The organism is Myxococcus xanthus (assembly GCF_006402735.1).
In the GTDB taxonomy this organism is placed as follows: domain Bacteria; phylum Myxococcota; class Myxococcia; order Myxococcales; family Myxococcaceae; genus Myxococcus; species Myxococcus xanthus_A.
This window is the reverse complement of record NZ_CP017174.1, coordinates 4,112,107-4,126,012: the sequence shown is the minus strand read 5'-3', so window position 1 is coordinate 4,126,012 and position 13,906 is coordinate 4,112,107. Positions and strand designations below refer to the sequence as shown.

Annotated in this window: 9 protein-coding genes, 1 tRNA gene and 2 pseudogenes; 7 read left to right on the top strand and 5 right to left on the bottom strand. The window is 68.0% G+C overall.

Annotated features, from left to right (window positions below):
- Positions 1-48: 48 nt before the first annotated feature.
- On the bottom strand, positions 49-1,317 hold the full coding sequence (locus BHS09_RS17560) for a CCA tRNA nucleotidyltransferase (protein ID WP_140798418.1): 1,269 nt from the start codon (positions 1,315-1,317) through the stop codon (positions 49-51).
- A 150-nt stretch (positions 1,318-1,467) separates the two neighbouring features.
- Between BHS09_RS17560 and BHS09_RS17555 the strand changes: the two genes are divergently transcribed.
- From BHS09_RS17555 to BHS09_RS17540, 4 genes are all read left to right on the top strand, one after another.
- A complete protein-coding gene (locus BHS09_RS17555) occupies positions 1,468-3,645 on the top strand; it encodes an ATP-binding protein (RefSeq protein ID WP_140798417.1) in 2,178 nt (725 codons plus the stop codon).
- A 477-nt stretch (positions 3,646-4,122) separates the two neighbouring features.
- Complete coding sequence (locus BHS09_RS17550; protein ID WP_140791483.1) at positions 4,123-4,779, top strand: cell wall protein; 657 nt, start codon at positions 4,123-4,125, stop codon at positions 4,777-4,779.
- Positions 4,780-4,961: 182 nt separating this feature from the next.
- Positions 4,962-5,990 (top strand): fatty acid desaturase family protein, encoded by a 1,029-nt coding sequence (locus BHS09_RS17545; RefSeq protein ID WP_140798416.1) that lies wholly within the window; start codon positions 4,962-4,964, stop codon positions 5,988-5,990.
- A gap of 175 nt (positions 5,991-6,165) precedes the next feature.
- Positions 6,166-6,239, top strand: a tRNA-Arg gene (locus BHS09_RS17540).
- Positions 6,240-7,311: 1,072 nt separating this feature from the next.
- Here the strand turns inward: BHS09_RS17540 and BHS09_RS17530 are convergent.
- Both BHS09_RS17530 and BHS09_RS17525 read right to left on the bottom strand, forming a co-directional pair.
- Positions 7,312-7,566, bottom strand: coding sequence for a hypothetical protein (locus BHS09_RS17530; protein ID WP_140798414.1), 255 nt, complete (start codon positions 7,564-7,566; stop codon positions 7,312-7,314).
- Between the two features lie 89 nt (positions 7,567-7,655).
- A pseudogene (locus BHS09_RS17525) lies at positions 7,656-8,393 on the bottom strand (IS3 family transposase); the annotation flags it as partial.
- A 104-nt stretch (positions 8,394-8,497) separates the two neighbouring features.
- Between BHS09_RS17525 and istA the strand changes: the two are divergent.
- Both istA and istB read left to right on the top strand, forming a co-directional pair.
- Positions 8,498-10,114, top strand: a complete 1,617-nt coding sequence (gene istA, locus BHS09_RS17520) for an IS21 family transposase (protein ID WP_140793108.1) — start codon at positions 8,498-8,500, stop codon at positions 10,112-10,114.
- On the top strand, positions 10,111-10,875 hold the full coding sequence (istB, locus tag BHS09_RS17515; RefSeq protein WP_140787629.1) for an IS21-like element helper ATPase IstB: 765 nt from the start codon (positions 10,111-10,113) through the stop codon (positions 10,873-10,875). The genes istA and istB overlap by 4 nt, the downstream gene beginning before the upstream one ends.
- 79 nt (positions 10,876-10,954) lie before the next feature.
- Here the strand turns inward: istB and BHS09_RS17510 are convergent.
- Together BHS09_RS17510 and BHS09_RS17505 are read right to left on the bottom strand one after the other, a co-directional pair.
- A pseudogene (locus BHS09_RS17510) lies at positions 10,955-11,421 on the bottom strand (transposase); the annotation flags it as partial.
- A gap of 204 nt (positions 11,422-11,625) precedes the next feature.
- Complete coding sequence (locus tag BHS09_RS17505) at positions 11,626-12,408, bottom strand: hypothetical protein (RefSeq protein ID WP_140791475.1); 783 nt, start codon at positions 12,406-12,408, stop codon at positions 11,626-11,628.
- Between the two features lie 270 nt (positions 12,409-12,678).
- Here BHS09_RS17505 and BHS09_RS17500 point away from each other — a divergent pair, with 270 nt between their 5' ends.
- On the top strand, positions 12,679-13,395 hold the full coding sequence (locus tag BHS09_RS17500) for a hypothetical protein (protein WP_140798413.1): 717 nt from the start codon (positions 12,679-12,681) through the stop codon (positions 13,393-13,395).
- The last annotated feature ends 511 nt before the right edge of the window (positions 13,396-13,906 follow it).

The window sequence follows — 13,906 nt, the reverse complement described above, 5'->3', positions numbered from 1 at the left end:
CGGAGGGCGCCCTTTCCCGACACCCTTCACCCCGCGCAGCCCGCCGGCTCAGCGAGCAGCCTGCGCCTGCCACGCCTGCAACCGCTGCCGCAAGGCGTCGGCCGTGTTCAGGCCTGGATCATCCAGGACGGACTCGACGAGGAACCGGGTGGCCTCGCCCACGATGGGAGAAGGCCCCACGCCCAGGGCGGCCATGATGTCGCCTCCCGTCAGCGACAGGTCCTTCGCCGTCAACGGCGGCTTCGCGGCGGCGAGCGCCTCCACGCGGGCAATGAGCGCCTCCACCGCTGGGAGCGCGTCCGGCTGGCGGACGCCGACCCGGGCGCGAACGACCGCTGCCCACAGCGGAAGCTGCGGCGGGCCCAGGCGAGCCAGGAGCCGGCGAAGCGCGGCGTCCGGCGCCCCCACCCGAGTCTCCGCCTTCGCGTGTTCGACGAGCAGCGCCACCAGGTCCGCCACCTTGTTGGGGAACTTCAGCCGCAGGCCGATGTCGCGCGCCTGGGCTCGGTCCACCAGATCGGCCAGCAGCACCGCGACGCGGACCTCCACCTCCAGCGGCGAGGCCTGCACCGCGGCCCGGACGGACGCGGCGGCCGAGGCTTCCGCGCGCGCCAGCTCCGGAAGGAACACGTCCAGAAGCCCGGTGTCCGCGAGCAACCGCAGGCCGCTCTCCGCCCGGGGTGACAGGAGCAGCTTCACCAGTTCCTCACGCACCCGCTCCAGCGCGACCTTGCGGAAGACGCCGAGCGTGGCGGGGATGGCGTCGCGGGTGGCGGCATCGAGCGCGAAGCCGAGCACCGCGGCGAAGCGCACGGCGCGCAAGGGGCGCAGGCCGTCCTCGGAGAAGCGCTCCTGCGCGGAGCCCACGCAGCGGATGAGCTGCGCCCGGAGGTCCGATTGTCCGCCGAACGGGTCCACCAACTCGCGGTCCAGCGGGTTGTAGGCCATCGCGTTGATGGTGAAGTCGCGCCGGGACAGGTCCTTGACGATGTCGCGCTCGAAGGCCACCGAGCTGGGCCGGCGGCCGTCAAGGTAATCCCCCTCCGAGCGGAACGTCGTCACCTCCACGTGCGTGCCATTCTGGAGGACGGTGACGGTGCCGTGCTGGATGCCCGTGGGGATGACCTTGCGGAAGGCGCCCTGGACTTCTTGCGGCAGCGCGCTGGTGGCCACGTCGAAATCCTTGGGGTGGACCAGGCGCACCATGTCCCGGACGCAGCCACCCACCAGGTAGACGGCGTGGCCCAGTTCGCGCAGCCGCGCGATGACGTCCAGCACGGGCTGGGGGATGTCGGCGTTGTGGAGGTTCGCGATCATGACAGCCGGGGCCAGGACGACATGCCCGCGGGCCCAGGGGCGCGTTGTACCGGCCAGACTCCCGCGTTCCAAGCCCCGAGACGGCTTGGGCCTAACAGTTAATTCAAATAAAACCACTAATCCAAAGACCTGTTTCCGGTACCGTTCCGTATGTTCGATATGGGGTCGAACTGGCCGGAAGCGGAGTCTCATGACGGAGTGGCGCAGGTGAAGCTGCCGGGATGGAGCGCTCGGGTCCTGGGCCATGCCCACCTGGAAGGTCCCGACGGGCAGCGCGTGAGGATGGACCGCCGAGCCGCCACCCTCCTGGCCTACCTGGGCATGGAGGGCCCCGCGTCGAAGGCCGCCGTGTCCCACCTGCTGTGGCCGGACTCACCACCCGCCTCCGTGCGCAACAACATGCGCCAACTGCTGCGCCGGCTCCGGCTGAGCTGCGGCGGCACGGACCTGGTGGACGGGGACTCCCACCGACTGGGCCTGTCACCAGACGTCACGCTGGACCTCGCGAGGCTGAAGTGCGCCGCGGGCAAGCCCCTATCCTCCGATGTCCTCCAAGCGCTGCTGCAGGGCACCGGCGTCGGCCTGCTGACGGGGGTGAGCTTCGACGACTGCGACGAGCTGTCGCGGTGGCTGGATGGAGCCCGTGCCGCCGTGGAGGGATGGGTGCGCAACGCCCGAGAGGCCGAAGTCCAACACCGCATGGACGCGCGGGACTGGCCCACCGCGCTGGCCCTGGCCCAGGCCTGGGTGCAGCATGAGCCGGAGTCCGAACAGGCCGGCCGCCACCTCATCCGCCTGCACTACCTCCGGGGTGACCGGGGCGCGGCGCTCGCGGCCTTCGAGCGGCTGCGCAGCACGCTGTCACACGACCTTGGCGTCTCTCCCATGCCGGAGACGCTCACCCTGGTGCGCAACATCGAAAAGGATGCGGCGTGGACCGCCTCCCCCCAGCCCACCCGAGCACCGCTGCCCATGAGCGTGATGCGCCCGCCCGTCCTCGCGGGCAGGCAGCACGCCCTGCGCCAGCTCCAGGAAGGTCTGGAGGCGGGGCAGCTGCTCTTCGTGGCGGGAGACGCGGGCAGCGGAAAGACACGGCTCGCCGAGGAGTTCGCCGCGTCCGTGGGGACGTGGTTCCGGCTCGAAGCACGCCCGGGTGACCAGGAGGTGCCCTATGCCTCCCAGACGCGCGCGGTCCGAGCCCACCTGGCCCGGCGGCCCGGCATCGTGATGCCGGACTGGGTCCGGACGGAGCTGTCGCGCATCGTGCCAGAGCTGGGCAATGGGACCGCCCTGCCACCGCTCGCCTCCGAGGCCGACGAGCTGCGCTTCTACGAGGCCCACGCGGAGGCGATGACCCTGCTGCACGAAGGTGACCAGGTCATCGTCGTCGACGACGTCCAATACTGGGACCAGGCCAGCGCAAAGCTGTTCATGTACTCGCTGGCCCGGCTGATGGAGCGGAAGTACGAAGCGCCGGCCCGCGCGCCCGCCTTCATCGACTGCTACCGCAAGGGAGAGCTCCCGCCCTACTCCGAAGCCAACGTGCGCAAGCTCGTGGACACGGGGCTCGCGCGAGTCATCGAGGTGGGACCGCTCGCGCTCGAAGAGGTCCGGCAACTGCTCGCGGGCCTGGAGCTTCCGGGCGCGGAACCTCACGCCGAGGCGCTGACGCGCTACACGGGGGGCAACCCGCTGTACATCGTGGAGACGCTGAAGCACCTCATCGAAACGGACGCTCTCCACCGGGACTGGCCGCGCCGGCTCCCACCTCCGGGCCGAGTGGGGCCGCTCATCCAACGCCGTCTGGAGCGCCTCACACCCCTGGCCCGGCTCACGGCGCAGCTGGCGGCGCGAGCGGACCTCCACTTCCGAGCCGCATTGGCGCCCGAGGCGCTCCAGGTCAGCGTGGCGGAGCTGCACGCGGCGCTGTCCGAGCTGGAGTCCGCGCAGCTCCTCGTGGCGGAGCGCTTCACCCACGACCTGGTCCTGGAAGCGGTCCACGCCAGCGTGTCCGACTCCGCCGCCCGCTTCCTGCACGGCCGGCTTGCACGCGTCTTCGAACGGGATGGCGCGCCCGCCATCATCCTGGCCCACCACTGGATGGAAGCGGGGCAGGAGGACCGCGCCCTCCCCTTCCTGCTCGCCGCCGCGCACGCTGACGAACAGTTGCTGCCCAAGGGACAGGCCGCCGGACACTACGCTCGCGCGGCGGCGTTGCTCGAAGCCGCGGGTCGCGGCTACGAGGCCGCGAACGCTCGCGCGGCCGAATCGCGATGCCGCCAGTCGGAAAGCAAATCCACGCAGGGTGCCTCCCGCGTGGAGCGCTGAGACGTCACGTCAGGGGCAGTAGGTGCGCAACCACGGACACCGCGACAGTCGAGATGTTTCGCACGGGCAAATCCTCTCAGTGAAGTTGCACGACACGCGCATCCTTCCGCAGTAGTCTGTTTCAGCCGAGGAAGAAGCGTGCTCCCTGGAAGTTATGTCCTGCCGACCACTTGACAGGTAGGATTCCGACATACCTGGGAAGGTGCGGGTGCGGCTCGGGATTGAATGGACGTGGGCCGTGTTGACATGGGGACGCACCGCTTGGGTCATCGCCGCGAAACATCCACTCACGAGCCCTTTGACAGGCTGTCCTGGGCGGTCGGCCACAGGTGTGCTAACGCAACGGCCGTCCGCTCCACGGTCCCCTGAAGCAACCGGCAGCGACCACAGGCACTCATCCACATGCCAAGACCCCGTAGCCTTCGTTCCGCCCCTTCTCATCAATCCACGCGAATCACTCGCGTTCCCGCGTCATCCTTGCCGCCGCTGGAACGCGCGTTCCGCACCGTGCTGGCCGAGGAACTCGCCGGGCAACTGTCGCCGCTGACGGACACGCTTCTGCGCATCGCGGAGAGCCTGTCCCCCAGCGCCCCCCGCCGCCAGCCGCGGCGTGAGCTGCCGAACGCGGCCCTGGACGCCCTGGCGTCGTCGCTCGCGACCCTGGATGCGGGGCCCGACGACACCGCCGAGGAAGAAGCCGCCCCGGAAGCCCGGGCCTGCGCCGTCATCGGTTGCAAGCGGCCGGTGCGCAGCCTGGGCTACTGCGCGGCCCACTACCAGAAGCGGCGCCTCATGGTGGCGTCCGGCCGCCTGCACCACGCGTGGACGGAAGAAGCCGCACCGAACAGCATTCCGGACGTCATCCTGGGCCGGAAGCGCCGCGAGTCTTCGGAGGCGCCGGAGATCGCCGTCACCCCGGAGCCCGTGCGTCCCAGCGAGGGGCCCCGCGTCTGGGTCCGCAAGAAGGGCGCCAGCCCCGTGGTCCCGACGCCCAGTGGCGACAGCCCGCCGGTCCTTCAGCAGTTGGCCCAAGCCTTGGTGATTCCGACCGCGCAGCGCTCCGAGCGCGAGCAGGTGGCATCCATCGTCGAGCAGTGGGCCAGCGAGTTCCGGGCCAACAAGCATCGCTCGTGACGTGCCGTGCCCCGTCGAGCCAAATGGGCCCGACGGGGCAGCGCGGCCTCCGACGCATCACAGCATCCGTGAGTGGTGTCTGCCAATAGCACCGCCCATGACGGGCGCATGACAGTGGGCGGGCATGGTTCCAGGGACTCGAATCGGCGGCAGCCGCCGCCGTGCCAGCCTTGGACCTCCGAATGGACTCCGCGACCCGCAGCAGCGCCTTCACCTCACTCTCCCGAGACGCCGAGCGGAACCTCATCGCCCGCACGCGGCCCTTCGCCGCACAGGACACGCGGCGGAGTTGGTGGGAAGTGGGCACCACCTTCGTGGCCCTGCTGAGCGCCATCGCGCTCGCCACCCTTCCCTCCTGGTGGCCCCTGCGCGTCGTGGGAAGCGTGGTGCAAGCGCTGGTGCTGATCCGCTCCTTCATCCTGGTCCACGACTACCTGCACGGTTCACTGCTGTCGGGCTCGCGGCTCGGAAAGGCCCTGTTCCACACCCACGCGGTGCTGCTGCTCACGCCGCCGCGCGTCTGGAGCGAGACGCACAACCACCACCATGCGAACACGGCGCGGCTGGCTGCCTCCGCGTCAGGGACGTTCACCACGTGGACGGCGCGGCAGTGGGGTGAGGCCACAGCGCTGGAGCGGCTGGCCTATGTGGTGGAGCGGCATCCGCTCGTGATGATCTTCGCGTACCCGCTCGCGTTCCTGGGTGGGCTGTGCTTCGTGCCGTTCGTGAAGCACCCGCTGCGCTACTGGAGCGCGGGCTTCGCCGTGCTCCTCCACGTGACCATCAGCGTGGCGGTGTTCCACTTCGGGGGCCTGGGCGTGTACCTCACGGCGATGGTGCTGCCGCTGTCCATCGGCTACGCGCTGGGGGCGTACCTCTTCTTCTCCCAGCACAACTTCCCGGACGTCGCGCTGCGCGAGGACCAGGATTGGACGCACGCGAGCGCGGCCCTGGAGGCTTCGAGCTACCTGGCCTGCGGCCCCGTCATGGCGTGGTTCACCGGCAACATCGGCTACCACCACGTCCACCACCTCAACCCGCGCATCCCCTTCTACCGGCTGCCGGAGGCCATGGCCGCCATCCCCGAGTTGCAGAACCCGCGCACCACCACCCTGCACCCCAGGGACGTGCTGGCCTGTCTGCGACTCAACGTCTGGGACGGAGAGCGGGGCCGCATGGTCCGGTTCCGGGACGTTCCCGCGTCACGCTGAGGGCGCCCGGCAGGGCCCCTAGGGGGCGGCAGGATGGAAACGGTGATGCTGGCGCGTTGCGCGCGCCGGGCCGCCTGCTATAACGCACGTCGTTGTGCATGCGCCCCCGCGTTGGGTAGCATGGATGGACCTTTCTGGCGGGCCTCCTCCAGAAAGCGCAGTGACTTGAGAGCACGACCCCGTAGCTCAGTTGGATAGAGCGGCGGTTTCCTAAACCGCAGGCCACAGGTTCGATTCCTGTCGGGGTCACTGCATTCATGTCGGCCTCCGTTGTGGCACCTTTGTGGGCGGAGGTGCCGGTGAGCAGCAAGCAGCGTTGGCCAGGCGGCTATTTCCACAAGCAGCAGGATGGACAGCCCCTCTTCATCATCGATCGTCGCGTTCGCGGGCAGCGGTTCCATGTCTCGACGCGGTGCCACAACCTCCGTTTGGCCATGAAGCAGCTCGAGCGGTTCGAGGCAGACCCACTCGGCGTCGCAGTTGGAGTGCCCGCCTTCACCTTCGGCGTCATGCGCCACTCGGTGACGACCTGGAGCGTAGAACAGGGCGCAGCGCCGCCCCTAGTGCCTGAGTTCCTCAACCACAAGGACAAGCGTACAACCCAGCGCTTCTACACCGACGTGAGCGTCCTCACTGTTCAGGTGAGCATCACCCGCTCCACGCGACAGCCAGGAAGGGAGTACAGCGTTTCCATTCCCTGGGTGTATTCGCCCTGCTGGCCGTCTGCCGCATCTACCCATTCCTCCGAGGGGAACCACACGAAGTGCGGGAGAGCCACCGAAGCGGGTGACGCTCACCACCCCTCCCCGGAGTACGAGGGCGAATTCCCACAAGGGACGTGCGCCACGACGTTTCACCGTTGTCTGCGGACGAGCCTCGCGGATTGGCCCGGACTCATCTGCACTCAATCAGGGAGGGGAATATGAGTGTCGGTCGCACACTGCTGTTGTCGGTGGCGTTTGCTGTGATGGTCGGCTGTGGGAATGCGTCCCTCAACGACGGTACGCCCATCGACCGCTTTGTCTCGGGTGAGGACGCTGCGGCGACCTTCGCGCCAGAGTCGCAAGAAGGCGAGGAACTGCTGTCGATGGCCGCCAACCCTGCCGTCGACGCCTCTGGGGATTCGACTTCGGCGCGCCCGCCTCCCCCGCCTCCCGGGAAGAGTTGCTCAGCCAGAAACGGGGCGCAGGACTGCTACTGCACGGCCGGCTGTTGCCGCAACGAAACGAGTTGCTGGTGCTGCTAAGCCTTAGCAGCCAACGGCTGTCGTGCCCTTGGCCTGCTCTCCGATGAACGCGTGTGCCAGGCGGTTGCGGTTGACTTACGGCCGCTCCGCCTGGCCTGGCCACAACTCAAGCTGTCCCGGCGTGCGCGCCTTGCGCACCCGAGGTGCAAATGGCGCGGGCGGCATCGGATGCGCCGGAGCGGTGCGCGCGTAGGCCATAGCCGCCTTGCGCAGCCTGTCCCGGGCCTTGGCGAACTCCTCCTCGTCGTCGCTGGCATCGGCGTAGGCCAGGGCGGCGGCGGTGAGGCGCTCCCAGGGGGACACATATGCCGGCGCCAGGGGCGTTGACATCGACCGGCCCCGCGTCACCCGCTTGAGGTGCTCACCATCACCGGAATTGAAGTTGCCCCGGTTCCGCAGAGCGTTTCGCGCTTTCGCCCTCAAGCGGCAGCGCGGTGCTTCTTCTCGTAACCAGCGGGTGACTCGTAGTCGAGCGCGGAGTGGCGCCTGAGCGGGTTATACCAGCCTTCGATGAAGCGGAAGACGGCCATCCGCGCCTCGGCGTGAGACGTGAAACGGCGGCGTGCGAGCAGTTCGCACTCGAGTGTGGCGAAGAAGCTCTCACACATCGCGTTGTCGTACGCGTCGCCAACGCTGCCCATGGAGGGCCGCACGCCGGCTTCCTTGCACCGAAGCCCGAAGCCAATCGAGGTGTACTGCGTCCCTTGGTCGCTGTGGTGCACGACGCTCTGGGGCTGACGCTGCCCCACAGCCATGTCGAGTGCCTGCACGACGAGCTGCGTCTTGAGGTGGCCAGCCATTGCCCAGCCGACGACTTTGCGGCTCCAGGCGTCGAGCACAACGGCGAGGTAGAGGAAGCCGGCGTGCGTCGGGATGTACGTGATGTCAGCAACCCAGAGCTGGTCGGGTCCAGGGGCCACGAATTTGCGGTCGACCAGGTCGGGAGCAGGGCGTACGCGCTCGTCGCGCGTCGTTGTGACACACCACCTGCGGCGACTGACGCCTTCGAGGCGAGCTGCCCGCATGAGACGGGCGACACGCTTACGGCCGATGTGCACGCCCTCCGCCGCGAGCTCGGCGTGGATGCGCGGCACGCCGTAGGTGCCGTCGCTCATCGCGTGGATGGCGCGAATGCGCTCGCTGAGGCCCGCGTCAGCCTCAGTGGTCACCCAAAACCAGCCAATGAAGGTCCCCTGAAAACCGGCCAATGGGGAGGGCCGAGACGTTGACGCCCGGGTAGGACGTGGAGTCCGCCCGGGGGATGGGCAACGTCTTGAGCGACGAGAAGAAGCAGCAGGTCATCGCCCTGGGGCGGTTGGGTTGGAGTCTGAGACGTATCGAGGATGCGACGGGGGTGCGCCGTGAGACGGCCAGCGGCTACCTGAAGGCCGCGGGCGTGGGCATCCGTCCACCGCGCCGGTGGGGCAAGTCAAAACCGGCCAATGAGGGGACCACCGAGGCGAGTGAGCCGGAGGCCGAGGCCGCCGGAGCAAAACCGGCCAATGAGGGGACCACCGACTCCATGCCGCGCAGCCGAGCCGGAGTCCGGCACGTATCGGCGAGCATCGTCGCGCCCTACGTCGAGCTGGTGCGGCAGCGGCTGGAGGTGGGCCGCAACGGGCGCGCCATCTACGAGGAGCTCGTCGACACGCAGGGCTACACGGGCAGCTACATTAGCGTGCGCCGCTTCGTCCGGGCGTTGCGCGACAGCCAGGGCCCGGAGGCCAAGGCCGTCATCCACACAACGCCGGGCGAGGAAGCGCAGGTGGACTATGGGGAGGGGCCCATGGTGCGCCACCCGGAGACGGGGAAATACCGGCGCACGCGCATGTTCGTCATGACGCTGGGCTACAGCCGCAAGTCAGTGCGGCTGTTGTGCTGGAAGTCCTCCAGCCGCGCGTGGGCGCAGTTGCACGAGGAGGCCTTCCGGCGGCTGGGAGGCGTGACGCGCACGGTGGTGCTGGACAACCTGCGTGAGGGGGTGCTTTCGCCCGACGTCTACGAGCCGGCCCTCAATCCGCTCTTCCGGGACGTGCTGGCCCACTACGGGGCCACGGCCCTGCCGGCCCGAGTCCGCCACCCGGACAGGAAGGGGAAGGTGGAGTCTGCGGTGGGCCACGCGCAGCGCACGCCGCTGAAGGGCCTGCGCTTCGAGTCGCTGGAGGCCGCCCAGGTCTACCTCGACGCGTGGGAGGCGAAGTGGGCGGACACCCGAATCCACGGCACCACCAAGCGCCAGGTGGCCGCCATGTTCGGCGAGGAGCGCCCATGGCTGCTGGCCCTGCCCGTGGAGCCCTTCCGCTACTACGCCTACGGTGAGCGAGTGGTGCACCTGGACGGGCACGTCGAGGTGGACGGCGCGTACTACTCGGTGCCCCCGGGACACATCGGCCGCAAGCTGCACGTGCAGTGGGACAGCCTCCACGTCCGCCTGCTGCTGCCCGCTACGGGGCAACTGCTCCGGGAGCACACCCGGGCCCCTCGCGGCCACCACCGCACACGCGAGGAGGACAGGCCTTCCCACGCGCCGCGCACCACCGTGCAACTTCTCGAGCGCGCCGCCAGGGCCGGACGCGGCGTCGCCGCCCTTTGCGCCGAGGTGCACCGCCGAGAAGGAGAGGTGGGCACCCGCCGCATCCTGGGCGTGCTGTCCCTGGTGAAGAAGCACGGCGCCGCTGCCCTGGACGACGCCTGCGAGGTGGCTCTCGAGGTGGGCGTCCCCACCTACCGCTTCGTGCGCCGCTACCTCGAAAGACGCACGCCCACTCCCGTCACCCTGCGCCAGGTCGACCCGCTCATCCGCGAGCTCACCCACTACCGCGACGTCATCGTCCGTCTGACTCAACCCACCCCTCACCCAGGAGACACCGAGACATGAATCTCGTCGAAATCACCCGCGCCCTCACCACCTTGCGCCTGTCCGGCATGGCCCAGGCCGTCGAGGCCCGCATCCTCCAGGCGCAAGCCGAGAAGCTCGCTCCACTCGACTTCCTCTCCGCCCTCGTCAACGACGAGTTGACTCGCAGAAGCGACAGCTTCATCCAACGCCGCCTCAAGCAGGGCGCCTTCCGCGACGCGGGCAAGACGCTCGACGGCTTCGACTTCGACTTCAACAAGAAGATGAATCGCCGCCTCGTCTTCGAGCTGGCCACCGGCGGCTTCGTGGAGCGGCGCGAGGACGCGCTCTTCCTTGGCCCTCCAGGCACCGGCAAGAGTCACATCGCCCAGGCCCTCGGCCGCGCCGTCATCCAGTCCCAGGGCCATCGCGTCCTCTACCGCGAGGCGCACCACCTGCTCGAGGAGCTCGCCGAAGCAAGCCTCGAAGGCACCCGACGCCAGAAGCTCGATGCGCTCACCGGCGCGCCTCTGCTCATCATCGATGACCTCGGCATGCGCAAGCTGCCGGCCACCGCCGCCGAGGACCTGCTCGAGCTCATCATGCGCCGCTACGAGAAGGCTTCCACCCTCATCACCTCCAACCGGCCAGTGGAGGACTGGGGGAAGCTCTTGGGGGACAACGCCGCCGTGGCCGCCATGCTCGACCGTCTGCTGCACCATGCCCACGTCGTCCAATTCGGTCCCCGCAGCTGGCGCACCAAGGGGGCCATGGAGTTGCGGACCTCCGAGTCCGCGGGGTAGGAGTCCTCCTGTCTCGGTCCTCTCCCTTTGGCCGGTTTTGAAGGGACCCTCTTTGGCCGGTTTTCACGTGACCATTGAGGGCGTCAGCGACCGCGCGCTTCGAGGGCAGGCGCGTCCGCCACGCGTGGTAGCCGCTCTCGGACACCTCCAAGACACGGCAGAGCGTCGTGATGCAGTGGACGGCCTGGTTCGCCTTCACGAGTCGGTACGCCGCCTGGGCGTCGCCACGGACTCCTGCGCGAACCAGGCCGCAGCTTTTTTTAGGATGTCGCGCTCCTCGCGCAGCACCCGCACCTCGCGCCGCAGCCGCTCGAGTTCGGCTCGCTCCTCCGAGGCGGCACTGCTCGCCCTGGGTGCTGGCCTGCTCTCGCCGTTGCTGCTGGGGGCGCCACTGCAGCTCTCCTCCAACTGCTTCTTCCAGTTGCGGATGCTCTGCTCGGTGCAACCGAATTCTCTTGCGAGACTCTTGCCGGACCGGCCGGCCTTCAGCAGCTCGACGACCCGATCACGGAACTCCGGCGGGTATGGGGGGCGTGACTTCGGCATCGTGGAACCCTTTTCGCACAGCGGGGGGGACTCCACGAAACCGGGGCAACTTCAGAATACGCACCGGGGCGCGGCCGCGTTGCGGCAGTCGGCCTCGGAGCACTGGGCAGGTTGAGAGCAAGCAGGCATCGCAACTCCAGTATCGCTCAGCGGACGCAGGCGCATGAGAGGCGCGCCGTATGCCCGCTGGAACTACGTGCCAGGCTAGGCTTCGGGCGGCGCGTCGAGGTCCCGGAGCGCCGCCTCCAACCACTCCACCTGCTGGCGCTGTAGCTCGTCCGGCACTTCGTCCGCCCTCAATGCGTCCAGCGCGGCTTGGAGCCTCCGTCGCTTGGCGGCGGGCGTCTTCAGGCCCGCAGACTGCTCCAACGCCGCCACCACCTCCACAGACGATGCCTCGTTGAGGAGCTGCGTCTTCGCATCCTCCGTCCGTAGCGACTCCAGCGCGCGCTGGACCACTTTCCTCCGGCCGGCGGGCCCCTTCGCCTCCCACAGCCCCGTCACCGCATGGGAGATAATGGTGGCATCTGCGGGCGCCTTGTCCGGGTGCATGACGTCCAGCTTCACGCCGAACTTCCCGCTGCCCCTTTCCCCGCGGGACCAGCCCCCAACGATTGTGGCGGCGCAGGCGGCAATCTCACCACGTGCTTCCATCTCCTCAATGAGGGCACGGAACCCCAGCGCGTCCGCCCGGGACAGGTACCCCACCAAGCGTCCCTCGATGACGACGGCCACGGCGTTCTCGTCGAAGCGGTTGACGCGCTCGCGCACCAGGTGGGCTGTCGTGGCGATGCGTTGGCTCCGGCCCGTCCGCTCCTCGGAGAGGGCTTCCAGCGTCTCCTGATAGTGGGACTCGCCGACCACCTCAACCACTGCCCCGCGCGGCAAGGATGTCAGCTTCCCCTGATGCGTGGTGACCAGCGCCAGCGCGGACGCAGCAGCAGCGCGGCGGCGGCTCAGCCACTTCCCCAAAAGGTAGACAGACACGCCACATGCCGAAGCAAACGATCCGAGAAAGCACAGCAACTCCATGGACTGTCCCACCTCATGCTGAGCGAAAGGTCGGCGACCATAGGAAATCAGGAATCGACACGTCCAGCATGGCCCGCCATCTCCGCGCGTTTGGCAGAGTTCGAAAGGGAAGCCTCGGGCACAGGATCCCAAGGGCTGGCCGCACAGGCGGCAGCTAGCAAGCCCCTCCTCGGGTGCCCCTCTCAAGCAGTGGCGTGACGTAGGTGGCAGCCATAGCGTCACGCTATGGACGATGCCGAAAGCTTACGGAACATCCTCGATACCGTCGGATCCTTGGCGGGCGGTCTTGGTGCCCTCGGAGCGGTCATTGCGGCCATCTGGACGGCATGGAGCGTCGTCCCCAATGAACTAGCCTCGTTTCGCGCGTCGAAGGCAGATGAGAGGCGCGGCGAGGCAGCCCAGCATCTTTGGGTCGCGTCATTCCGCCTATTTCGCGAACTGGAGGCACTATGCTTGCCAGCCGACATCGCGGCTCTGATAGGCACGCCCCACAGCGACAAGCATGGAGAAACCAACGAGAAGGATGCACATCACCTCTCTCCGGGCGAGCACTACGACCGTCGCACTTCCGGTACTCGCCATCGCATCGAGACTGCAAGCGACGCGCTCCTGGAGTCCTGGGGACTTGCCGCACTGCACCTCCCAGAAAAACTCCTCATGGGTGTTGATTCTCTTTGGGTGCTACGTTCGTCGCTCCTGTCCGGCCACAAGACGTTCCGCTCTCTGCACAAAATGCACCCAGCAGGCACTCTCCAAGTCGGGAGTGAGCGTTTTCCCAGCAAAGAGCGTCACGACGAATTGGTGGCCACCACCAAGAGGATTTGGGATGACTTGGGACCAATCGCTCGTCACGGCCAGCCGATGCTGAGTTTCGACAAAGCTATTGCGATGTCTTCGATCTCCAAAGACAGGAACGCATCGACTCAGGCATCGGCCTCCTGACGTCGTTCCCACTGAGCAGCGTCGGGAGCTGTTGGCCGCAACCAGCCTGTGTCCGTCGCGCATGCCGTCGCCACGGAAGTTGAACCGCCGAGGGATGCATGCGTCGCCTGTCTCGGGTACGTAGTAGGCCCTCATGCCGCCTCGCGCGCATCCCCCTGCTGGCGCACCAGCTTCTGAAGTCTGAGGCGAAGACTCCAAATCCAGAGGATGCGAAGGACCCCCTGCGTGATGAGGACATACGCGACCACGTCATTCATCGCCCAATGCCTCCGAAGAAGACCTCCGGGTCGTCGCACCGGCCCTGAGTTACGCAGCCAGCGTCGCTGCATTTCGGGCAGGTGACGTCGCGTTTCGCGACGCCATCCCACGCAACACCCAGTTCAACGGAGAACCTCCAGCACCACGCGCACCGCCCACTTCCCAGACGCGCCGCGGTGCCCGGAAACGATTTCTGTCAGCACCTGGGCCTTCCACGCATCCGACGGAAGCCACCCGCCAGCACTCCCCGCGT

Excerpts from the sequence above, each read along its gene's own strand:
- BHS09_RS17560 (WP_140798418.1), bottom strand. The coding sequence starts at position 1,317 with ATGATCGCGAACCTCCACAACGCCGACATCCCCCAGCCCGTGCTGGAC.
- BHS09_RS17555 (WP_140798417.1), top strand. The coding sequence starts at position 1,468 with ATGTTCGATATGGGGTCGAACTGGCCGGAAGCGGAGTCTCATGACGGA.
- BHS09_RS17530 (WP_140798414.1), bottom strand. The coding sequence starts at position 7,566 with ATGTCAACGCCCCTGGCGCCGGCATATGTGTCCCCCTGGGAGCGCCTC.
- BHS09_RS17500 (WP_140798413.1), top strand. The coding sequence starts at position 12,679 with ATGGACGATGCCGAAAGCTTACGGAACATCCTCGATACCGTCGGATCC.
- istA (WP_140793108.1), top strand. The coding sequence starts at position 8,498 with ATGGGCAACGTCTTGAGCGACGAGAAGAAGCAGCAGGTCATCGCCCTG.
- BHS09_RS17545 (WP_140798416.1), top strand. The coding sequence starts at position 4,962 with ATGGACTCCGCGACCCGCAGCAGCGCCTTCACCTCACTCTCCCGAGAC.
- istB (WP_140787629.1), top strand. The coding sequence starts at position 10,111 with ATGAATCTCGTCGAAATCACCCGCGCCCTCACCACCTTGCGCCTGTCC.